The organism is Anaerococcus vaginimassiliensis (assembly GCF_900626155.1).
In the GTDB taxonomy this organism is placed as follows: domain Bacteria; phylum Bacillota; class Clostridia; order Tissierellales; family Peptoniphilaceae; genus Anaerococcus; species Anaerococcus vaginimassiliensis.
The window spans coordinates 210,255-232,052 of the sequence record NZ_LR130844.1 but is presented as its reverse complement, the minus strand read 5'-3'; the positions used below and the strand labels follow the sequence as shown (position 1 = coordinate 232,052).

Annotated in this window: 20 protein-coding genes, 12 tRNA genes, 2 rRNA genes and 1 pseudogene; 33 read left to right on the top strand and 2 right to left on the bottom strand. The window is 35.3% G+C overall.

Going from position 1 to position 21,798, the window contains the following annotated elements; all coding sequences use genetic code 11:
• The first annotated feature begins 206 nt into the window (after positions 1-206).
• The 18 genes and pseudogenes from E0D87_RS01355 to E0D87_RS01270 all read left to right on the top strand — a co-directional run bounded on the left by E0D87_RS01355 (position 207) and on the right by E0D87_RS01270 (position 7,453).
• A tRNA-Ile gene (locus E0D87_RS01355) sits at positions 207-283 on the top strand.
• A gap of 55 nt (positions 284-338) precedes the next feature.
• Positions 339-3,405: ribosomal RNA gene (locus E0D87_RS01350) — 23S ribosomal RNA — on the top strand.
• A gap of 33 nt (positions 3,406-3,438) precedes the next feature.
• Positions 3,439-3,555: ribosomal RNA gene (gene rrf / locus E0D87_RS01345) — 5S ribosomal RNA — on the top strand.
• Between the two features lie 20 nt (positions 3,556-3,575).
• A tRNA-Asn gene (locus E0D87_RS01340) sits at positions 3,576-3,650 on the top strand.
• 19 nt (positions 3,651-3,669) lie between these two features.
• Positions 3,670-3,746: transfer RNA gene (locus E0D87_RS01335), tRNA-Met, on the top strand.
• Positions 3,747-3,749: 3 nt separating this feature from the next.
• Positions 3,750-3,826: transfer RNA gene (locus E0D87_RS01330), tRNA-Met, on the top strand.
• 55 nt (positions 3,827-3,881) lie between these two features.
• A tRNA-Glu gene (locus tag E0D87_RS01325) sits at positions 3,882-3,956 on the top strand.
• A gap of 77 nt (positions 3,957-4,033) precedes the next feature.
• Positions 4,034-4,108: transfer RNA gene (locus E0D87_RS01320), tRNA-Glu, on the top strand.
• A gap of 35 nt (positions 4,109-4,143) precedes the next feature.
• A tRNA-Val gene (locus tag E0D87_RS01315) sits at positions 4,144-4,219 on the top strand.
• Positions 4,220-4,320: 101 nt separating this feature from the next.
• A tRNA-Asp gene (locus E0D87_RS01310) sits at positions 4,321-4,397 on the top strand.
• A gap of 25 nt (positions 4,398-4,422) precedes the next feature.
• Positions 4,423-4,498, top strand: a tRNA-Thr gene (locus E0D87_RS01305).
• 14 nt (positions 4,499-4,512) lie between these two features.
• Positions 4,513-4,587 (top strand) — tRNA-Gly (locus E0D87_RS01300).
• A 97-nt stretch (positions 4,588-4,684) separates the two neighbouring features.
• Positions 4,685-4,758, top strand: a tRNA-Gly gene (locus E0D87_RS01295).
• 3 nt (positions 4,759-4,761) lie between these two features.
• Positions 4,762-4,838: transfer RNA gene (locus E0D87_RS01290), tRNA-Arg, on the top strand.
• A 794-nt stretch (positions 4,839-5,632) separates the two neighbouring features.
• Entirely contained in the window at positions 5,633-5,809 is a 177-nt protein-coding gene (locus E0D87_RS09070; protein WP_165442718.1) for a hypothetical protein, read from the top strand.
• Between the two features lie 123 nt (positions 5,810-5,932).
• Positions 5,933-6,838 (top strand): annotated as a pseudogene (locus tag E0D87_RS01280) (phage minor capsid protein).
• Positions 6,835-7,134 (top strand): hypothetical protein, encoded by a 300-nt coding sequence (locus E0D87_RS01275; protein WP_207278248.1) that lies wholly within the window; start codon positions 6,835-6,837, stop codon positions 7,132-7,134. The pseudogene E0D87_RS01280 and the gene E0D87_RS01275 overlap by 4 nt, the downstream one beginning before the upstream one ends.
• Positions 7,127-7,453, top strand: a complete 327-nt coding sequence (locus E0D87_RS01270; protein WP_130819053.1) for a YjcQ family protein — start codon at positions 7,127-7,129, stop codon at positions 7,451-7,453. Before E0D87_RS01275 ends, E0D87_RS01270 begins: the two co-directional genes overlap by 8 nt.
• A 438-nt stretch (positions 7,454-7,891) precedes the next feature.
• Here E0D87_RS01270 and E0D87_RS01265 read toward each other — a convergent pair whose 3' ends face one another.
• Together E0D87_RS01265 and E0D87_RS01260 are read right to left on the bottom strand one after the other, a co-directional pair.
• Positions 7,892-8,338 carry a hypothetical protein gene (locus E0D87_RS01265; RefSeq protein WP_130819052.1) on the bottom strand — a complete coding sequence of 149 codons (447 nt, stop codon included), beginning with the start codon at positions 8,336-8,338 and terminating at the stop codon, positions 7,892-7,894.
• On the bottom strand, positions 8,338-8,538 hold the full coding sequence (locus E0D87_RS01260; RefSeq protein ID WP_130819051.1) for a helix-turn-helix transcriptional regulator: 201 nt from the start codon (positions 8,536-8,538) through the stop codon (positions 8,338-8,340). The genes E0D87_RS01265 and E0D87_RS01260 overlap by 1 nt, the downstream gene beginning before the upstream one ends.
• A gap of 324 nt (positions 8,539-8,862) precedes the next feature.
• Here E0D87_RS01260 and polA point away from each other — a divergent pair, with 324 nt between their 5' ends.
• From polA to mreD, 15 genes are all read left to right on the top strand, one after another.
• A complete protein-coding gene (polA, locus tag E0D87_RS01255; RefSeq protein WP_130819050.1) occupies positions 8,863-11,499 on the top strand; it encodes a DNA polymerase I in 2,637 nt (878 codons plus the stop codon).
• Positions 11,486-12,076 carry a dephospho-CoA kinase gene (gene coaE, locus E0D87_RS01250; protein WP_130819049.1) on the top strand — a complete coding sequence of 197 codons (591 nt, stop codon included), beginning with the start codon at positions 11,486-11,488 and terminating at the stop codon, positions 12,074-12,076. The genes polA and coaE overlap by 14 nt, the downstream gene beginning before the upstream one ends.
• Positions 12,076-12,732, top strand: coding sequence for a lytic transglycosylase domain-containing protein (locus tag E0D87_RS01245; RefSeq protein ID WP_130819048.1), 657 nt, complete (start codon positions 12,076-12,078; stop codon positions 12,730-12,732). Before coaE ends, E0D87_RS01245 begins: the two co-directional genes overlap by 1 nt.
• A gap of 69 nt (positions 12,733-12,801) precedes the next feature.
• Positions 12,802-14,127: an electron transport complex subunit RsxC gene (rsxC, locus tag E0D87_RS01240; protein WP_130819047.1), complete on the top strand. Its 1,326-nt coding sequence runs from the start codon at positions 12,802-12,804 to the stop codon at positions 14,125-14,127.
• A gap of 9 nt (positions 14,128-14,136) precedes the next feature.
• Positions 14,137-15,111, top strand: a complete 975-nt coding sequence (locus E0D87_RS01235; RefSeq protein WP_130819046.1) for an RnfABCDGE type electron transport complex subunit D — start codon at positions 14,137-14,139, stop codon at positions 15,109-15,111.
• On the top strand, positions 15,104-15,649 hold the full coding sequence (locus E0D87_RS01230; protein WP_004834861.1) for an RnfABCDGE type electron transport complex subunit G: 546 nt from the start codon (positions 15,104-15,106) through the stop codon (positions 15,647-15,649). The genes E0D87_RS01235 and E0D87_RS01230 overlap by 8 nt, the downstream gene beginning before the upstream one ends.
• 8 nt (positions 15,650-15,657) lie before the next feature.
• Positions 15,658-16,305, top strand: coding sequence for an electron transport complex subunit RsxE (rsxE, locus tag E0D87_RS01225; RefSeq protein WP_130819045.1), 648 nt, complete (start codon positions 15,658-15,660; stop codon positions 16,303-16,305).
• A 13-nt stretch (positions 16,306-16,318) separates the two neighbouring features.
• Positions 16,319-16,894 (top strand): electron transport complex protein RnfA, encoded by a 576-nt coding sequence (locus tag E0D87_RS01220; protein WP_130819044.1) that lies wholly within the window; start codon positions 16,319-16,321, stop codon positions 16,892-16,894.
• A gap of 10 nt (positions 16,895-16,904) precedes the next feature.
• On the top strand, positions 16,905-17,708 hold the full coding sequence (locus E0D87_RS01215; protein WP_130819043.1) for an RnfABCDGE type electron transport complex subunit B: 804 nt from the start codon (positions 16,905-16,907) through the stop codon (positions 17,706-17,708).
• Between the two features lie 94 nt (positions 17,709-17,802).
• A complete protein-coding gene (locus tag E0D87_RS01210; RefSeq protein ID WP_130819042.1) occupies positions 17,803-18,192 on the top strand; it encodes a NusG domain II-containing protein in 390 nt (129 codons plus the stop codon).
• The gene (locus E0D87_RS01205) at positions 18,189-18,722 is read left to right on the top strand and encodes a Gx transporter family protein (protein WP_130819041.1); all 534 of its coding nucleotides are present in this window, start codon (positions 18,189-18,191) and stop codon (positions 18,720-18,722) included. The genes E0D87_RS01210 and E0D87_RS01205 overlap by 4 nt, the downstream gene beginning before the upstream one ends.
• On the top strand, positions 18,703-19,386 hold the full coding sequence (gene radC / locus E0D87_RS01200; protein WP_130819040.1) for a RadC family protein: 684 nt from the start codon (positions 18,703-18,705) through the stop codon (positions 19,384-19,386). The genes E0D87_RS01205 and radC overlap by 20 nt, the downstream gene beginning before the upstream one ends.
• A 12-nt stretch (positions 19,387-19,398) precedes the next feature.
• On the top strand, positions 19,399-20,409 hold the full coding sequence (gene mreB / locus E0D87_RS01195) for a rod shape-determining protein (RefSeq protein ID WP_130819039.1): 1,011 nt from the start codon (positions 19,399-19,401) through the stop codon (positions 20,407-20,409).
• A gap of 6 nt (positions 20,410-20,415) precedes the next feature.
• Entirely contained in the window at positions 20,416-21,309 is an 894-nt protein-coding gene (mreC, locus tag E0D87_RS01190) for a rod shape-determining protein MreC (protein ID WP_130819038.1), read from the top strand.
• Positions 21,302-21,787 carry a rod shape-determining protein MreD gene (gene mreD, locus E0D87_RS01185; RefSeq protein ID WP_130819037.1) on the top strand — a complete coding sequence of 162 codons (486 nt, stop codon included), beginning with the start codon at positions 21,302-21,304 and terminating at the stop codon, positions 21,785-21,787. The genes mreC and mreD overlap by 8 nt, the downstream gene beginning before the upstream one ends.
• Positions 21,788-21,798 lie beyond the last annotated feature (11 nt).

Below are 21,798 nucleotides of genomic sequence, written 5' to 3'. Positions count from 1 at the left end.
AAGCACGACACGGTGGGTGAAAAATTAGCGAAGCGATTTTTCATTATTTTCCAAAATCACGAAGTGGTTAGGAAAATAACGCTATTAACTAAGTGATAAACTTATATAAGATTATTTTTCACCAATCTGTTGGCAGTGAAGAAGCTGGTACGCTAGCTTCTCACGTGAGATTTTTCTCATTAGAAACAAAAAGGTAGTTATTGCTTGGACCTGTAGCTCAGGTGGTTAGAGCGCACGCCTGATAAGCGTGAGGTCGGTAGTTCGAGTCTACTCAGGTCCACCATTTAATTAACTAATTTAAATTGAACCAATAAAACTAAATAGCAAAAAATATTTCCAGTCAAGAAAGAAAGGGCGCAAGGTGGATGCCTTGGCACATGAAGGCGAAGAAGGACGTAAGTGAACGAAAACTAGGGAAAGCTCACAAAAAGCACTAACCCCTAGGTCTCCGAATGGGGAAACCCGGCTGTGGAAGACACAGTCATCACAAGATGAATACATAGTCTTGTGAAGCAAGAGCCTGTGAACTGAAACATCTAAGTAACAGGAGGAAAAGAAAGAAAACTCGATTTTCCAAGTAGCGGCGAGCGAACAGAAAAGAGCCTAATCCATTAGTGGAATATTTAAGAAGTTGAATCATCTGGGAAGATGAACCAAAGAAAGTGACAGTCTTGTAAACGAATCTTAAATAAACCTAGGAGGAAAGTAGCACCGGACACGAGGAATCCGTTGTGAAGATAGGGGGACCATCCCCTAAGGCTAAATACTAACATGTGACCGATAGCGAACAAGTACCGTGAGGGAAAGGTGAAAAGAACCCCGAAAGGGGAGTGAAATAGAACCTGAAACCTAGCGCCTACAAGCAGACAGAGCACTAAAGTGTGATGTCGTACCTTTTGTAGAATGGGCCAGCGAGTTATTGTATTAAGCAAGGTTAAATCTTTAAGAGATGAAGCCATAGCGAAAGCGAGTCTTAATAGGGCAAATAAGTTTAATGCAATAGACCCGAAACCGGGTGATCTATCCATGACCAGAGTGAAGGTGAAGTAAAATTCACTGGAGGCTCGAACCGGGTACGGTTTAAAACGTATCGGATGAGTTGTGGTTAGGGGTGAAAAGCCAAACGAACTCGGATATAGCTGGTTCTCCTCGAAATAGCTTTAGGGCTAGCCTTTGACGAAAGATTTTAGGAGGTAGAGCACTGAATGGTCTAGGGCGGCTTACCGTACCGAAACCTATCAAACTCCGAATGCCAAAAAATCAAGTCAAGGAGTCAGACTTAGAGGGATAAGCTTCTAAGTCGAAAGGGAAACAGCCCAGACCGACAGCTAAGGTCCCCAAATCTGGATTAAGTGGAAAAGGATGTGAATCTACTAAGACAACCAGGACGTTGGCTTAGAAGCAGCCATGCATTTAAAGAATGCGTAATAGCTCACTGGTCAAGTGGGTTTGCGCCGAAAATGAACGGGGCTAAAATCCAGTACCGAAGCTTCGGATTGATAGAGGAATTAAATCTACGAAATAAAGAAAGAAATACTTGAACTAGGAAATATTAAAACAATCAAGATAAACGAGTAAAAAACATCAAATTACGTAAACCAAAAGGTAAGTTGTAAATAAAAAAATACTCAATTATCACCGAACAGTTATATAAGATTAAAAAATATAACCTGGTAAAAAAACGTCAAACAAGTATTCCAAACTTTATGTCTAGATTTAATACCTCTATCAGTGGTAGAGGAGCATTGTATAAGCGAAGAAGCCAAAGCGAAAGCAACAGTGGAGCGAATACAAGAGAGAATGCTGGCATGAGTAGCGAGAAGGGATGTGAGAATCATCCCCGTCGAAACCCTAAGGATTCCTGAGCAAGGCTCGTCCCCTCAGGGTAAGTCGGGACCTAAGCCGAGGCCGAAAGGCGTAGGCGATGGATAACAGGTTTAGATTCCTGTACCGCTTAAAGTCGCTATAGAGAAGTGATGACGCAAAAGGATAAGCTAAGCTAGCTGATGGAATAGCTAGTCTAAAGATAAAGGCTTGTGTGTAGGCAAATCCGCACACTTTAAGGCTAAAATCTGATAGGTATCGAAAACATGAGTAGAGAAGTAGCTGACTCCATATTGCCAAGAAAAGTCACTATCAAGACCAAAGCGCCCGTACCAAAACCGACACAGGTAGGGAGGTAGAGAATACCAAGACGCGCGGAAGAACCTTTGTTAAGGAACTCGGCAAAATGTCCCCGTAACTTCGGGAGAAGGGGAGCCAGAGCGATCTGGCCACAGAAACCAGGCCCAAGCGACTGTTTACCAAAAACACAAGTTTCTGCAAAATCGAAAGATGAAGTATAGGAGCTGACACCTGCCCGGTGCTGGAAGGTTAAGGGGAAGGCTTAGCGAATGCGAAGGCTAGAACTTAAGCCCCAGTAAACGGCGGCCGTAACTATAACGGTCCTAAGGTAGCGAAATTCCTTGTCGGGTAAGTTCCGACCCGCACGAAAGGTGTAACGATTTGGGCACTGTCTCAACAAAGGATCCGGTGAAATTGTAGTAGTCGTGAAGATGCGACTTACCCACGCTAGGACGGAAAGACCCCGTGGAGCTTTACTGTAGGCTGATATTGGACTTTGAGATTAGACGTACAGGATAGTTGGGAGACTAAGAAACTTGCACGCCAGTGTAGGTGGAGTCATCCTTGGGATACCAACCCTCTAATATTAAAGTTCTAACTTTGACCCTTGAATCAGGGCAAAGGACATTGTCAGTTGGGCAGTTTGACTGGGGCGGTCGCCTCCCAAAAAGTAACGGAGGCGTTCAAAGGTTCGCTCAGAATGGACGGAAACCATTCGCAGAGTACAAAGGCAGAAGCGAGCTTAACTGCAAAACCTACAAGTTGCGCAGAGTAGAAATACGGACTTAGTGATCCGGTGGCACCGCATGGAAGGGCCATCGCTCAACGGATAAAAGCTACCCCGGGGATAACAGGCTTATCTCCCCCAAGAGTCCACATCGACGGGGAGGTTTGGCACCTCGATGTCGGCTCGTCTCATCCTGGGGCTGAAGTAGGTCCCAAGGGTTGGGCTGTTCGCCCATTAAAGAGGCACGCGAGCTGGGTTCAGAACGTCGTGAGACAGTTCGGTCCCTATCCAGCGTGGGCGTAAGAAATTTGAGAGGATCTGTCCTTAGTACGAGAGGACCGGGATGGACATACCGCTGGTGTACCAGTTGTTCCGCCAGGAGCATAGCTGGGTAGCTACGTATGGAATTGATAAGTACTGAAAGCATCTAAGTACGAAGCAGGCCTCAAGATAAGATTTCTAAGAGTAGGTAAAGAAAATACCTTTGATAGGTCCAAGGTGTAAGTGCAGTAATGTATTAAGCTAATGGATACTAAACTTTAAATCTTGACTGGAAATATTTTTTGCTGATTTAGAAGGTTCATAAATATGGTGATGATGGCATAAGGGATACACCTGTTCCCATACCGAACACAGAAGTTAAGCCTTATAACGCCGATGGTACTCGGAGGGCAACCTCCCGGGAGACTAGGTAGTCGCCAAACAAAACAGTCATCTGTTTTGCGCTTAGGTAGCTCAATGGTGGAGCACCCGGCTGTTAACCGGTAGGTTGTGGGTTCGAGTCCCACCCTGAGCGCCATTTATTTAATTAAATATATCGCGGGATGGAGCAGTCTGGTAGCTCGTCGGGCTCATAACCCGAAGGTCGGAGGTTCAAATCCTTCTCCCGCAACCATGTGGCGAAGTAGCTCAGTTGGCTAGAGCATTCGGTTCATACCCGGAGTGTCAAGAGTTCAAGTCTCTTCTTCGCTACCAAACATTTTAGGATCAAGCATAAGCTTGGTCCTAGCTAATAATTTTAATTAATTATGGCTCCATGGTCAAGTGGTTAAGACACAGCCCTCTCAAGGCTGTATCATGGGTTCAAATCCCATTGGAGTCACCACTACATATGAGACCATAAGACTTTATTAGATTTTACTTATAAGGCCCTATGGTCGAAGTAATTTGTAAAGTTAACATGGCCCTATGGTCAAGCGGTTAAGACACCACCCTTTCACGGTGGTATCCCGGGTTCGAATCCCGGTAGGGTCACCATTATTTTTAGATTTATCATTTTAGATATTTCTTATGGAAGTATAGCTCAGTTGGGAGAGCATCTGCCTTACAAGCAGGGGGTCACAGGTTCGAGCCCTGTTACTTCCACCAAAGTTTGATTTACTATGTAAATCATCATTTTAGAGAAGATCTTCGTACAATTTGACGCCACTTCGTTAAGACTCTTCTCAGCGCCGGAGAGGCGTGTTTATGGCTCGGTAGTTCAGCTGGTTAGAATGCCGCCCTGTCACGGCGGAGGTCGTGGGTTCGAATCCCATCCGAGTCGCCATTTGGATTCTTTAGTGATCCAATGTGCTGATGTAGCTCAATTGGTAGAGCAATTGATTTGTAATCAATAGGTTGTAGGTTCAAGTCCTATCATCAGCTCCAATATAATTTTATGTGCGGATGTGGCTCAGTGGTAGAGCATCGCCTTGCCAAGGCGAGGGTCGCGAGTTCGAATCTCGTCATCCGCTCCAAATTCTACTTACGTCTTTCGTAAGTTTTTTTATTTTGAGAGTTATATAAAAGTTGAAAAATCTTCCTTAAAGATATATAATATAAAAGTAAACATTTGCGGGTGTAGCTCAGTGGTAGAGCCCCAGCCTTCCAAGCTGGTTGCGAGGGTTCGATTCCCTTCACCCGCTCCATATGCGTTATTAGCTCAGCTGGATAGAGCGTCTGGCTACGGACCAGAAGGCCTGGGGTTCGAATCCTCAATGACGCGCCAATTATTTATTAGAAGTGTTGATATTCAGCACTTCTTTTTTGTATGTACATAATGTGGGTTTTATAATTTTGTATTTGAAAATTTATTTAAAATTTACTAATACAGTTTTTTGATGTGTTAATTGATATTTATATTAAAGTTAGAGTCTTCCATTAGTTTTATAATTATATGACTCAGATTTATCGTGTTTCAGTAGCTATACTTTTAATATATGATGGCTAATAGATAACTTTTTAATTAATTAATATATCTATAGACTAATTATAAGTCTCTTGAAGAATTTTATATTTTTTAATATTTCCTTTTTTAGTTTTGATTTATATATGTGTATCATCTATTTTTATTTGAAGTAAATTTCATTATTTCTATGCTACAAAATACTAGATAACTTAATTCTTTTCTTAATATATACATTTGTCATCTATGTATATCATTAATTATTTTTTATAAAAGAAGTTTAATCTAATGAAGTTTATAATAGATATTTAAGTTATATTTCTTACTTTCATTTACGGTAAGGATAATAATATCAATATTTTAAATGCTTATTTTTCTTGTTTTATAAATTTGTATTTATCAGTGTAAAATTCTATAGCCTGCATTTTCTTCTAGAATTGTTTGTTGAATTATTAATATTTAACTCTAATTTTATTTAATCATTATATAATTCCAAATGTTTTATATCCTTGATATTAAAGCTTTTTAATACCTCATCTAAAATATATAGTTGAAGAAATAACTGATATAATCAACAATTCAAGCCTTAAGCATTATGAAGACGAGGCGATAGCTATATGGTCTATTATAAAAGATTGGTCGATATAAGCAAGAATAAGCAGGCTGAGAACATAGTAGATAATGCTATGGAGCGTTTAATTTTAGGAAATGCTAATATTACAAAGTCTTTAGGAGTTGTCTACAATGGGGAGAATATCCTTCTTAATGATTTCTATAAAACGACCCTAAACTAAGCAACCTTTAAGGTAGCAAGCGGAGCATTTTCAAGCCAGAAAGTAGTAAGGGGGTTAATCAACTACCTATCAAACTCAGGTATAAGAGTAATTAATTATCAGCAATCAGGATGAAACTACACAATAGAGTCAGCAAGTAAGATGCTTGTAAGAACTATCCTAAACCAGATGACTGGAGAGATATCTTTAGCGAATGCAAAGGATATGGAACAAGACCTTATGGAGATATCCGCACACGCTGGAGCGAGACCAAGTCATGCTGAATGGCAAGGACAAATTGTTTCTTTATCGGATGATAACACCAAATACCTAAGCCTTGACGATAAAGGATACGGAGATGTAACTGGATTTCTAGGTGCAAATTGAAGGAACAACTGGTACCCGTTTTTTGAATGAATATCAGAGAGGAACTGGACTAAAGAAACGCTTGAAGATATAGATCCAAAGCTTTTTGATTTTGAAGAAAAAGAATATACTTTCTACGAAGTTACCCAAAAACAAAGACAGATAGAAAGAACTATCAGGAAATACAAGCATAGGGTTATGATGTATGACAAGGTAGGAGATGATGAAAGTAAGCTTATTGCCCAAGTAAGATTACAAAGACAAAGGCAGTTATACAAAGACTTTAATAAGGCTGGCAAACTCCGCCCTACTAGTGTAAATACTAACGTTTACGGGTATAGTAAAGACAGATACAATGAAGAAGTAAAGTCTAGAAAATTTAGAGATATCTACACGGAGAAAAGGTTTATGCAGTCTAGATTAGACTATATAAATCCTATTACAAACTTTAAAGAGTTTATACCATCAAAAACTATAATAAATCATTCAAAAGCTATATATAAAGGCGATGAAATAAGAGTTGTTAACAAATTATGTGAAAAATACGGTGGCAAACCAAATGAATGGTCTAAAATGGTAGGTAGGGTCGATTCAGAATTATATTATTTTGATGTACATTGGTATGAAAAGAATAATATTCAGTATGAAATGAAATTTAAGCATAAAAGTAGGAGGAAGAAGTGAAATATCTAGATGTTTTTCAATGCCAAATAAACAAAACCATTCCTTTAGAATATGTTGGTAAAGTAAAATATATCGGTGAAACATTTGGAGTTGACGGTCTAACAAATAATAGAGAATATAATATCGTTCGATATAAAGATGGTAACATTAAAGTCGTAGATGATAGTAACGAAGATTATATATATAGCATTATAAACCCTAGACCAGCAGACGGTAGTTCAAAAGGCGGAACCTTTTATATTATTGATGATCCTAATAAAGAATTAAGAAGTTACGGTTTAGAAAAATATGATTGAAAACTTTAAAATCATATTAAAAATACTAACGTCTTTAAACAAATCACTTGATGAAGAATACTTTGATTCAGACTTAATATCAGCTAGCACACTAGGTATTACAGAAATGAGAAGAAACAATCTTCTTGAAATGCTATATGATGCCGGATATATAAAGGGATTGACAGTCAAGTATTATGTAGATGGAGATTTTGTAGTTACTAATTTAGATAAAACAAAAATAACTTTAAAGGGGTTAGAATATTTAGAAACTAACACTATTTTTAAAAGAATTCAAAAGACAGCTAAAGGAATTAATGAAATGATTCCTGGAGTATAGGAATATTAGACTAAGCACACTAGCAATTGTTAGATGTGCTTTTTAATTACAAAAAATGAAATTAAAAATTAAATATTATCCAAAACTACCAAAAAGAAAGTGGATGCAAATAGGAGAGGGTGGAGCTTATAGACAGCACGTTCATTTTTTATTAACGTTGTGAGGACATTTCTATTTTATAGAAAATTTTTAGTAAAATATTTTATCCTTTATTATTTATATCAACATCAATCATAATATATAGTAATGATTTTTGATAAAAGTTTTATATGATTTTTTTTTTTTTTAAATTCATTCATTTATTCTTTATCAACTACATATTCACAAAAACGAAATATAATAGTTTATTAATATTAAGTTAGACAAATAAAAAGACGATTAATAATTATTATCGCCTTCTAATTTGTATTATTCTAAATTAATGATTTTATTTTGATTCTATATTGTTTTTCTCCGATATAATTTAAGAAATAAACTAACCATTATTAGAGAAATTCCAGTTATTACGAGTGTGTAAAATACAACTATATTAAAAAAACTCGTTAAGATAGCAATTACGAAAATCGTAATTGCAATTTTACCTATTAGTGTAGAACTAGATTTTAATTTAATTAAATTCTCCCTCTCATCAAAATCTTTTATATATAATTTTCTCGATAAATTATCGTCTTTTAAAGCTTTCCTAATTCTAAATACCCATAAAGCACAAATTATTTCTATTCCTAATATTAAGCCATTAAAAAATCCTAATACTGAATCATTTATCATAGCTTGATCTTTTAATAAAAAATTTCCTATTCCCCAAAATATCAGTGCAAAACTTATATAAGATTTATATAACTTTTCTCTTTTTTTCAATACTTCATGATAATTTTCTAAATTCATTATTCATTCTCCTCTAGTTCAAATACATCTTCAATTTTTAAGTTAAAATATTTAGCTATCTTATAAGCTAATGGCAAAGAAGCTACATATTTTTCGGTTTCTATAGATGTAATAGTTTGCCTTGTAACTCCAACTTTATTAGCGAGTTCAGATTGTGACAGTTTATTTTCTTTTCTTAATTTGGGAATCCTTGTTTTCAATTAACCACCTTCTATTTATTGATATAATAAGTATTTAAAGTTAGTATAGTAAACTTTGCATTTATTGTCAAGGAAACTTTGCATTATACCAATTTTAATTAAAAAAATTATTGAACCATCTAATAAATACATTGAGTATTGTAGATATAATTTAATATGCTAGTTTTCTAAACTTATATATTATTATATCTGAACATGTATTATATATGATTAGAAATGCTATATTAAATCACATGATTCATAATTAAAGCAAGTACTAAACATCTATATTTTATTTTTTATGAGCAAAATGAAGTATGATATACTATATATGAAGGAGATATGATGAATAAAACAGTTATGTTAATTGATGGGTCTAGCTTAATTTTCAGGGCGTTTTTTGCTCTTCCTAAGCTTACCAACAATGACGGAGTGATGACTAATGGCGTGTATGGTTTTTTGACCATGTACAATAACGCCGTTGATAGATATAAACCAGATTATATACTTGTTGCTTTTGATAGAGCATCAAAGACTTTTAGACATAAAGAGTTTAAAGATTACAAGGCAACTAGAGATAAAATGCCTAGCGAACTTTCCTATCAGTTTGGAATCCTAAAGGATATTTTAGATTCTATGGGAGTCAAATACACTGACCTTGATGGATTCGAGGCAGATGATATTGTAGGAACATATGCGAAGATGGCTCAAGAGAAGGGTTATAATTCTGTTTTAATAACAGGGGATAGAGATTACCTACAATTAGTCGATGAAAATATCGTAGTAAATCTTACAAAAAAGGGAGTTTCTGAGACTAAAGAATACACTGTTGAAACTATAAAGGAAGAGTTTGGTCTTACTCCTAAACAACTAATTGATGTTAAGGGTCTTGAGGGAGATAAGTCAGATAATATTCCTGGTGTCGATGGAATTGGGCCTAAGAAAGCTATTGGATTTATCCAAAAATACGGTTCTATCGAAGGCTTGTATGAAAATATAGATGAAATTTCAGGCAAGAAAACCAAGGAAAATCTCGTCAATAGCGAGGCTATAGCCTACATGAGCAAGAAAATAGGAACAATAGTCACAAGTGCTCCTGTAGAGTATGACCTTGAGGAAATAAAACTTGGTGAGGTTGATGAGAAAAGCCTTAGGGAGAAGTTTTCTAAGTACAACTTTAATAAATTTTTAGAGGATATGGATGGAGGAAATCCTATCGAGGCAAAAGAATTTACCTACGAAAAACTAAAAGAATATCCTAAATTAGTAGAAGAGATCAAAAAGAATAAAGAATTTACATTCAAAGTTATCTATGACGGCGATAGATATATCCATAGCAATGCCTACAAAATTGCCATAAAGACTAAGGAAAGTCCAACTTATATTGCTGATCCTGACGAAGATTTTGTTACTAATATGAAAGAGATTTTCGAAGATGAAAAAATACTTAAAAACTCTTTTGATATAAAAGAAGATTTAGTATTACTAGCGAAGTTAGGAATAGATGGAGCCTTACCATATGATGATATAATGCTTATGCATTATTTGATAGATCCTTCTAGGTTATCTTATGATATGAAAACACTTAGTCAGTCTTATTTAGATTACAAAGTGCACAATCCAGAAGATTTATTGGGAAAGGGCAAGAAAGCTCTAAAATACAAGGACCTAGATTTTGACAAGTTAGGTAATTTCATGGCAAGTGAAATTAATGCTATCTACGATGCTAAGGATAAACTTGTAGATAAACTAAATGAATATCACATGTATGATCTATACAAAGAGATAGAAATTGAACTATCCAAGGTTCTTGCCGATATGGAAATAGTTGGATTTGTCACAGATAAAAAAGTCTTAGAAAAACTAAAAGAAGGAATTGATGCTGATATAGATGATTTAACTCAAGAAATATATGAGCTTAGTGGTAGTGAATTTAATATAAATTCTACCAAACAATTGGGAGAAGTTTTGTTTAAAGACCTAGAACTTCCAGTCATCAAGAAAACTAAGACAGGATTTTCAACTGACGCATCAGTTCTTGAAAAGCTTAGGGATAAACACCAAATCATACCAAAAATCGAAAGATATAGGGAGCTTTTCAAATTAAGGTCTACTTATATAGAAGGACTTGAAAAGGCAATTGACGATGATGGAAGAATAAGGTCAACCTTTAGGCAAAATATAGCTGCCACTGGAAGATTATCTTCCCAAGATCCTAACCTCCAAAATCTACCTATCAAAACTGACGAAGGTAGACTAATAAGGAAAGCCTTCAAGGCAGAAGAAGGGAAAATCTTAATAGATGCTGATTATTCACAAATAGAACTTAGAATACTGGCGTCCTTGTCAGGTGATGAACATATGATAGATGCCTTTATAAATGGAGATGATATCCACAGGAAAACTGCATCAAAAGTGTTCCATACTCCACTAGAGGAAGTTACTAAAAGACAAAGGTCTGAAGCTAAAGCTGTAAACTTTGGAATTATTTATGGAATTAGCGACTATGGCCTATCTCAAAACCTTAATATTTCCCGTAAAGAAGCTAAAGAATATATAGATAACTACATGGCATCCTATCCATCCATTAAGGAATATATGGACGGCATTGTGGAAAAAGCCAAGGAAGATGGCTACGTTGAAACTCTGTTTAAGAGAAGAAGATACGTTCCAGAAATTAATTCTAGAAATTTCAATGTAAGAAGCTTTGGTCAAAGAGTTGCCCTAAATACACCTATCCAAGGTACAGCAGCGGATATTATTAAAATTGCAATGATTGAGACATATAAGAACCTAAAAAAAGAAAAAATAGATGCTAAAATAATCCTTCAAATTCACGATGAGATTATCCTTGAGGCAAGCAAAGAAGATGAGGATAGGGCGATTGAAATCCTAAGAGAATCAATGGAGTCTGCCGCAAACCTCGATGTGCCTCTTATTGTTGATATAGACACAGGAGATAGCATGTATGAATCCAAGTAGTATCGTAATAACAGGATTAATCGCTTCTGGCAAGTCTACTCTAGCAGCAATATTGAGAGAAGAAGGATTTGTTGTAATTGATGCCGACAAGGTCAATAAAAAGTTAATCGAAAAAGGCGGTACAAACTATCTTGCGATAAAAAATGAGGCTGATTTCAAAGAAGCTTTTGATGGTGATAGGTTAGATAAAAAAAAACTTGGACAAATTATTTTTTCTGATCCTAAAAAAATGGAGAAATTAAACTCCATAACTCACAAAAATATCATAAGAGAGATTGAAAAAGAAATAGAATCAGTTGATAAAAAAACAGTCTTTATAGAAATACCCCTTTATTTTCAAATGAAGGAAAAATTTGAAAATGACGGAGTAATCCTTGTTACTTGCAAGAAAGATGTTCAAATTAAAAGACTTATGGCAAGAGATAAGATAAGTGAAAGTTTTGCTAAAAAGAAAATTGAAAGTCAAGATACCCTAGCATATATGGTTGACAATAGCGATATAATCATTGATAATAGTGGGGATGAGGAAGAATTGAGAATAAAAATAAAAAATATGTTAGACAGAGGTAACTACTAATGAAAGTTATAAAATTTTTAGGAAAAGTCCTAGGCTTTATTGTCCTTGCTGTAGTGATATTTTTTGCTATAGTTTATGGACTAATTGCCTACCAAACTTCTAGGACTCAGATATCCTACCAAGATGAAATCTACGAATATTCAGAAAAATATAATGTAGATCCCTTGTTAACAGCATCGATCATCAAGGTAGAATCAGACTTTGACAACAACGCCCAAAGCCACCAAGGAGCCCACGGACTAATGCAGCTACTAGAAGATACTGCCAAACATTCGGCAGATGTTGTTGGGATAGACTATTATCCAGAAAAACTAAATGATGTCGACTACAACCTTGATCTAGGGATTGGTTATTATGATTATCTTTATAAATATTATAATAATAAAGATCTAGCCCTTGCAGCCTACAACGGAGGCGTTGGCAATGTCGACAGCTGGATAAAAGATGGCATTATAGACAAAGACAATCCAGATCCTTTGGATATTCCTTTTGAGGAAACTAGACAATATGTAACAAAAATAAACGCAAACTATTCTGTTATGAAAAAGTTTTACAAGGATGGATTGCCAACAAAAGACGAAATTAATGATCTTAGAAGTCTAAGTCTTAGAAATTTCGAAATTTTTATAAAAGATTTCATCAATAATGTAAGATAATCATTGAACGAAAAGCGATTTTAATTTATAATAGTAAGTGACGAAATATTAGAAAGTAAGGAGAGATTTATGGCACTTAATTCCATGACATTTAAAAATGGTGTGCACATGGAGGAATATAAAGAGCTAACTGAAAACAGTGAGCTAATTACAGCAAGTATTCCTAAACTTGTAACTATTCCTCTAGTTCAACACATAGGTGCTCCTAGCAAGTGTCTAGTAGCTAAAAAAGACGAAGTTAGTGTAGGACAGCTTTTAGGATCAGCTGTCGGAAATTTCTCTGCAAATATCCACTCCTCAGTAGCAGGAGTGGTTAAGGACATTATCGATATACAAACAGCATCTGGCAAAAATGCCAAGGCTGTTGTAATTGATACCGAAGGTTACAACCAAGATATAGAATACATAGAAAAAGATAATGTAAGCCTTAATGCAGAAGAAATAGTAGCAAAAATCAAAGAAGCTGGAATAGTAGGTATGGGTGGAGCAGCTTTCCCTGCACATATTAAATACCAACCAACCAAACCGGTTGATACAGTTATCATAAATGGTGCAGAATGTGAACCATACATAACTTGTGATGACTATTTGATGAAAAACAGACCTGAAAGAATTCTAAAGGCACTTATCCAAGCGATGAAGGCAGTTGATGCTAAAAAAGGTATCGTTGCCATAGAAGACAACAAGCCAAAAGCTTATGATTCTATGATAGCTGCTCTTGAAAAAATCGCCAAGGAAAACTCAAACCTTGATATTGAGATTAAGAAACTCGTAACAAAATATCCTCAAGGTGATGAGAAGAGAATAATAGATGTATGTCTAAACAGACAAGTTCCAAGTGGCGGACTACCAATGGACGTTGGAGCAATAGTTTCAAACGTTTCTACAATGAATGCTATATATGAAGCTTTATATATGGACAAACCACTTTATGAAAGAATCGTTACAGTTACAGGTAAAGCTGTCAAAAATCCAACAAACATGATTGTAAGATGCGGAACAGAATTTAATCACTGTATCGAACAAGCAGGTGGAGCAGATGATATAGCTAAACTTGTAAATGGTGGACCAATGTGTGGTATTGCCCAACCAGACCTAAACAGACCTGTAGAGAAAGCCAGCAACTGTATCCTAGTTTTAACTAGTGACGAAGCTAAACCTCTTGATGTTGATCCATGTATCAGATGTTCAAGATGTGTAAGCGTATGTCCAGTTGAATTACTTCCATTATATATTCACAAGTTCTCCCTAGAAGAGAGATTCGAAAAGGCTCAAGAGCTTAACATAATGGATTGTATAGAATGTGGATCTTGCTCATTTGTTTGCCCATCCAACAGACCACTTGTTGAAGCAATCAAATTCGGTAAGAGACAAATAAGACAAGCAGGTAAATAGGAGGAGTATATGGAAAATACAAAGAAACTTTTGGTAACAGCTTCTCCTCATGTAAGAAGCAATCGTACAGTTAAGAAAGATATGCTAGATGTTATTATAGCACTTATACCAGCAGGCATTGCCTCAGTATATTTCTTTGGCTACAGAGCCTTGGTACTTATTCTAGCATCTGTATTAACATGCGTGTTATCAGAATACATATTTAACAAAGTAACTAAAAGAAAACAATCAATAAAAGATTTATCAGCAGTAGTAACAGGTTTACTATTGGCCTACAATGTGCCATTTACCCTACCAGTTTGGCAAATGGTAATAGGAGCTATGTTTGCAATAATTGTTGCAAAAATGTTCTTTGGTGGACTTGGACAAAATATTGTAAACCCAGCCCTTGCTGCAAGAGCATTCTTGATGGCATCATGGTCAAGTACAATGACACAATTTGTACCACCACACAGAGTAGCAACTCTTAAATCTGTAAAAGATGTATCAATGCTAACTGGTGCTACACCACTTATGGATCCAAAATCATATTCAACTATGGATTTATTCTTAGGAAATATTCCAGGTTGTCTTGGTGAAGTATCATCACTAGCTATCCTAATAGGAGCATGCTACCTACTAGTAAGAAAAGTAATTCACATAAGAATTCCACTTACATATATTTTGACATCTGTAGTACTTATTGGAATATTTGGTGAAGGATTCCAAAATTCACTAACAACAGTACTATCAGGTGGTATGTTACTAGGTGCTTTCTTTATGGCAACAGACTATACAACAACACCAGTAACTATTAAGGGTCAATATGTATTTGCTATTGGAGCAGGAATATTGACAGCAGTAATAAGAGTATTTGGAGGATATCCTGAAGGAGTTTCCTACTCAATCCTACTTATGAACTTAGTAGTTCCTATAATTGAAACATACACTAGACCTAAAACTTTTGGTAAAGTTGAGGCAAAGAAAGGAAAAGACAATGAATAATAGTTTAAAATTAGGCTTTAAATTGTTTTTGATAACTTCAGTTACTGCCTTCGCTCTAGCACTAACAAATAATGCAACCCAACCAATCATAGAGGCTAAGGCTCAAGAAAAACTACAAGAATCTTTGGGAGTAGTATTTCCTGCAGATAATTATGAAGAAGTAGAAGTAGCTGATAAAGCTGAAACTTTAGAAAAAATCTACAAGGCTACAGGAGCTGACGGAGAAGGTTATGTATTCCAAATTAATTCTCCAGGTGGTTACGGTGGTGCTATAGAATATCTAATAGGTGTTGATAAAGACCATAAGATAACTGGATTTGCTCCATTAAACCACGCAGAATCAGCTGGGTTTGGTAAAAACATGGAAGAAGACGCATTTAAAGAAGGTGTTAAGGGTGTTAGCATGGATGGTGAAGTGAAAGCTTCAGAATCTGGCAGCGAAACAGAAATCGTAGGTATTTCTGGCGCGACTATATCAACTAACACAATACTTAGAGGTATAAACGACGCCGGAAAAGTCTTAGGTGAGCTTAAATAGGAGATATTATGGAAAAACAAATAGAAAAGCCTATTGAAAATAAAAAAGAGAAAAAGGCGCCTAAGGAAAACTTAGGAAAAGTATTTAAAGAAGGGATTTTCTCAAATAACCCTGTATTTGTTCAAACTGTAGGTATGTGTTCAGCTTTAGCTATATCTTCAACTTTGACAAATGCCTTTGGTATGGGGGCTGCTGTAATATTTGTAGTTGTGATGAGTAACTTAGTTATATCCCTACTTAGAAATTTCATTTCAGATGAAATAAGAATTCCTGCCTTCATAGTAATCATAGCAGGTTTCGTAACAATGGTACAAATGGCAATCAAAGCTTATTTGCCAGCATTAGATGAATCTTTGGGAATATTTATCCCACTTATAGTTGTAAACTGTTTGATCCTTGCTCGTGCAGAAGGTTTTGCATCAAGCCATGGACCTGTTGCATCAATAGTTGATGGTATTGGTCAAGGACTTGGTTATACATTTGCAATCTCACTAATAGCTTTCTTTAGAGAGCTACTTGGAGCAGGAACACTTTTAGGAAAAACAATAATTCCAGAAGCATATACAATTGGATTCTTACAACAACCAGCATCATCATTTATAGTACTTGGTATGTTAGTTGCAGCATTTAATGCTATTTCAAAGAAGAGAAAATAAGATAGGAGATAATATGGCAAATCTATTTTCAATAATCATTGCAACTATATTTGTAAGTAACTATGTATTAGGTCAATTCTTAGGTATCTGCCCAGCCCTTGGTGTAACAAGCAAGGTAGATACAGCTAGAGGTATGGGTTTAGCGGTAATATTCGTTATAACACTTGCTTCAATCATAACTTGGATAATTCAATACTACATATTAAATCCACTAAATATCGGATTCTTACAAACAGTTGTATTTATATTAGTAATCGCAGCTTTAGTACAATCAGTAGAAACAGTAATGAAAAAATCAATGCCAGCCTTATACGGAGCTTTGGGAGTATTTCTTCCACTAATCACAACAAACTGTGTTGTATTAGGTGTAGCAATAAAGGCTATTGATTCATCATACACTCTAATCGAAACAATAGTTTATGCACTATCAGCATCTGTTGGTTTTATGCTAGCAATAATGATTCTTGCATATATTAGAGAAAGAATTGAATATAACTCATTACCAGAAACATTTAAAGGTGTGCCAATAACACTAGTTACACTAGGACTTATGGCAATTGCCTTTATGGGTTTTGCAGGATTAGCATAGGAGGGAAAGCATGGTACAAACAATAATTATACCTGTAGCCGTTTTGGCTATCTTGGGATTTGTTTTTGCTATCGCCCTAGGCTTTGTTAGTGAAAAATTCCATGTAGAAAAATCAGTTAAAGAACAAGAAGTAAGAAATGCCCTACCAGGTGCAAACTGCGGTGCTTGTGGTTTCCCTGGATGTGATGGACTTGCAGCAGCTATAGCAAAAGGAGAAGCACCAGTTGACGCTTGTGCTATCGGTGGTAAAGCAACTACAGATGCAGTGGCAGCTGTTATGGGAGTTGAATCAGCAGGCGGATCTGATAGAAAAGTTGCAGTTGTAAAATGTGACGGAACTTGTGAAGCAGCAAAAGACCTTTACGAATATTCAGGACTTGAAGATTGTAGAGCACAGATTGCCCTATTCGGCGGCAAGAAAGCTTGTAACTACGGTTGTGTAGGATGCGGATCATGTGAGAAAGTTTGTCCATTTGATGCAATTCATGTCAAAGACGGCGTAGCTGTTGTTGATAGAGAAAAATGTGTGGCCTGTGGAAAATGCGTTGCAACATGTCCAAAGAATATTATCACACTAGTTCCTTTCAGCCAAAAACAAGTTGTATTGTGTTCAAGCCATGACAAGGGTAAGGATGCAAGAAACAATTGTAAGAATTCTTGTATAGGTTGTACAATATGTGCAAAAACTTATCCAGAAGCATTTGCTATGGACAATTTCTTGTCAGTTGAGCAAATCGGCAATGAATTTGATCCAGAATTATTAAAACAAGCAGCGGAAAAATGTCCAAACAAATGTATTGAGATATTTGAATAAAGTTAAGAGACAGCGTAATTTGTTATGCTGTTTTTCTTTGTCTAAAATTGACAATTTAGTAATTAAAATGATAGACTAAAGAGTGAGGTGTAAAATGAAAATTAAAAAAGGTGATATATTTGTTATAGGATTCTTATTAATTTTTTCCCTAGCTTTTTCTTTTATCATTTCTAAGATAACCTCCCAAAATAGAGGAAATATCCTAAGAATAGAGCAGGATTCTAAAATTATTAAGGAAGTGCCTTTGGATAAGGACCAAGAATTTAAGATTTCTTATGGAGGTCACTATAACATAGTTAAAATAAAGGATGGGAAAGCATATGTTTCAGATGCTGATTGCCAAGATCAAATTTGTACTCATATGTCACCAATCCACGATGTAGGTGAAACTATAATTTGTCTGCCAAATAGACTATTCCTTGAGGTTTATTCTAGTGATGGAGCGGATAGTAGAGAAGATAACATAGATAAGGTGATCAGATGAAAACAAATGTAAGAAAAATTACAAATCTTGCTTTATTAACAGCTATGGCACTTGCCATTTCTTTGATAGAGCATTATATCCCCTTACCTATTCCAATTCCAGGTGCAAAACTTGGACTTTCTAATATAGTATTGTTAGTTAGCTTGTATTTTTATGGATTAAAGGCGGGTCTTGCGATTGGAATTTTGAAGTCATTTTTGCTAGTTCTTGCAACTGGCATGGTAACTTCATTTTTCTTTTCAGCGATGGGAGCAATTCTTGCCACAATTTCTATGCATATAAGCTTAAAGTTTTTAGATAAAAGCCTTTCCTTTATAGGAGTAAGTGAGATAGGGGCATTTTTCCATAACTTTGGTCAAATCTTAGTTGCAGCCTTTGTTATGGGAAATATAAAGATGTATTACTATTTTCCTCTCCTAGTATTTATAGGAACCTTTAGTGGTTTTTTTGTAGGTTTAAGTTCTAACTATATTATTAAACACATGGAAAAAATTGGGATAAGTAAATATTATGGAAACAAAGAAAATTAAGGACTTAGATATTTCTGATAGGCCAAGAGAGAAGATGATAAGAGAAGGCTACGAATCTTTGTCAGATGAGGAGCTTTTGGCTGTCATTATTTCTACTGGCAGTAAGAAAAAGAATGTGATTGAACTTTCCAAGGAGATTCTAGATACCTTTAGCTATGAAGAGCTTTTAGAGATAGAAGTTGATGAATTAGTTAAGATAGAAGGGATAAAAGCTGCAAAGGCGACTAAGATTGTCGCCTCCCTTCAGCTTGGAAAGAGGATAAATGATAAAGTTATCAAGAGAAAAATAAAGACGATAACTTCAAGTATCGATGTCTACGATTACATGAAAGATTCGCTAAGATTTAAGAAGAAAGAACATTTTGTAATAATTCTTTTGGATTGCAAAAATGTTATAATATCAACAGATACAATTTCTGTTGGAGATTTATCCTCAACCATAGTTAATCCTAGGGAAGTTTTTAAGCCAGCTATCAAAAAATCAGCCAAGTCTGTTATATTAATCCATAATCATCCAAGCGGCAACCCAGCCCCTTCCATGGAGGATTATCACATTACGAAAAGGTTAAAAGAAGCTGGAGATATCCTAGATATAGGAGTATTAGACCATATAATTATAGGTAGGGATGATTTTTATAGTTTTAAAAAAGAAGGAAATATTTAAGAGGTATAAATTATGAATTTTAGAATTATTGCTTCTGATTTTGCAATAGATCTTGGAACAAGCAATATATTGTTATATAAAAAAGGTGAGGGCCTTATTTGTAAGGAACCATCTTTTCTGCTTTTGGACGAAAATAATACAAAAGTTTTAGCTATTGGTGACGAAGCTAAACAAATGTTAGGCAAAACCCATGAAAATATTCATATAGTTAAACCTATTGAAAATGGTGTGATTACAGACTTTAACCTAACAGAGGCTATGTTAGACTATTTCTTTAAGAAAATCAACAGTGGATTTTCTATACTTCAACCAAAAGTTGTTATCTGTGTTCCATCTGGCATAACTGATATCCAAGCAAGAGCCGTAGAAGATGCTGCCCTTCATGCTGGAAGTAGGGATGTAATATTAGTAGATGAATCTTTAGCTGCAGCATATGGCATGGATTTAAACCCAGATGAGCCAATAGGAAATCTTATCTTAAACCTAGGTGGCGGAGTAAGCGAAGCATCTGTCATATCACTAAATGGAGTCATAACAAATAAGTCTATAAACAAGGGCGGAGATTTTATAGATGATGAGATTGTTACTTATTTTAGAGAAAAATTATCATTAGAAATTGGTAAAAATACAGCTGAAGAAGTTAAAAATACCATTGTAAGCTTGAAAGTAAAAGATAAAAAACTATCAATGAAAGTTGATGGTAGGGATTTGGAAACAGCTATGCCAAAAACAGTGAGCGTATCAAGTGAGAACTTGATAGATTGTATTATGCCTTATAGTAATATGGTGGTGGATATGGTTTATGAAGTAATGGAAAAGACTCCTCCTGAAATTAGTTCAGATATTAGAAAAAACGGAATATATCTAACAGGTGGACTAGCTAATCTAAAGGGAATCAAAGAATACATAGCTGAAAGATTAGGCCTTGCTGTTAGTTTATCTGAAGATCCAATTGCCGATGCAATAAAGGGTGCAGGTATTATCCTAGATGATCCAGATAGATTTGTAAAGTATCGTAAGTAGGTTAGTATGGCATATAGAAGAAAGAAAAAAAACAACAAAGGATTTATAGCAACAGTTTCTATTCTTTTGATAACTATAGCTATATCCTCTCAGACAAAACAATTAAATGAGAAGGGATCTGACATAGCTAACACAGTTTTTTCTCCAGTAGAAAAAGTAACATACTCTGTTTCATCTGCCATCAAAGAGCAAGTAGAAAGATCTTTTGGATCTAAAGAAACAAGAGCTGCTGTAGAAAAGCTAGAAGAAGAGAACAAGGCTTTGGAGATTGAAAATGCTAAGCTAAATAAAATTATAGCTCAAAAAGATTTTCTGGAAAGTGAAAAAAACGCCCTAGAATCAAGTGAGAACGAGTATATGAAGGCAAATGTTGTAAATACAGATTCCAATTCTATGACTCAAAATTTCACTATAGATAAGGGTAAGAATGATGGGATTGAAGTTAACGACATAATCCTCCAAGCTGTAGGAGATTCAAATTATTATACAGGTCTTGTTGGAAAAGTAACTGAAGTTTATCAAACAACAGCCAGAGTAGAAACTATAAATTCTAAATCCAATGATGTTTCATTTGTAAACTCCAAAAGTGGTGATTACGGTGTTATAGATAGGTTTACTCAAAAGACTATCCAAGGATACATGTTAGATGTAGACAGTGAGGTAGAAGCTAAAGATGTCCTTTTGACAAGTGGACTTGGTGGAGTTTATCCTGAGGGCATATACATAGGAACAGTATCAAATGTGACTATGAGCCAAGATGCCCTAAAGAAAAATATAACTCTAAACTCACCAGTAGATTTCTCTCACTTGTACAGGGTTTTGATTCTAAAAAAGACAGACCAATATAATGTCGACGAAGTTGTAGAAAATGAAAATTACCAAGGAGAAATAGATGAATAAATTTAAAACTTTTATCTTGCTTTTGATATCATTTATCTTGCAAACTTCAGTATTTTCAAAAATTGATATCCTAGGAGCGAATGTAAATATCCTAATACCTGCAATTGTCGCTATTGGCCAATACCTTGGTGCAAAGAAGGGCGGATACAGTGGACTGATAGTAGGTCTAGTGGAAGATTTCTTGTTAACAAGTTTTATAGGAGTTAGAGCCTTATCATATTATTTGATAGGTTATGTGGTAGGTTCATTGAAACTACCTAAAGATAAACTTAGCGGTGCTATAACAACAATAGTAGCTAGTTTATTTAACTTTATTCTAGTTTCCTTACTATATTTTATCCTAGGAAAATCTCAGGCAAGTATTTTAGCCTACCTACCTTTGGGACTATTAGTAGAAGCTATCCTAAACGGACTAGTATATATGATATATAAGAAAATAGTAGAGAAAATCATGTACATTCCTACTTACAGAATATAAGGGTGATTCAT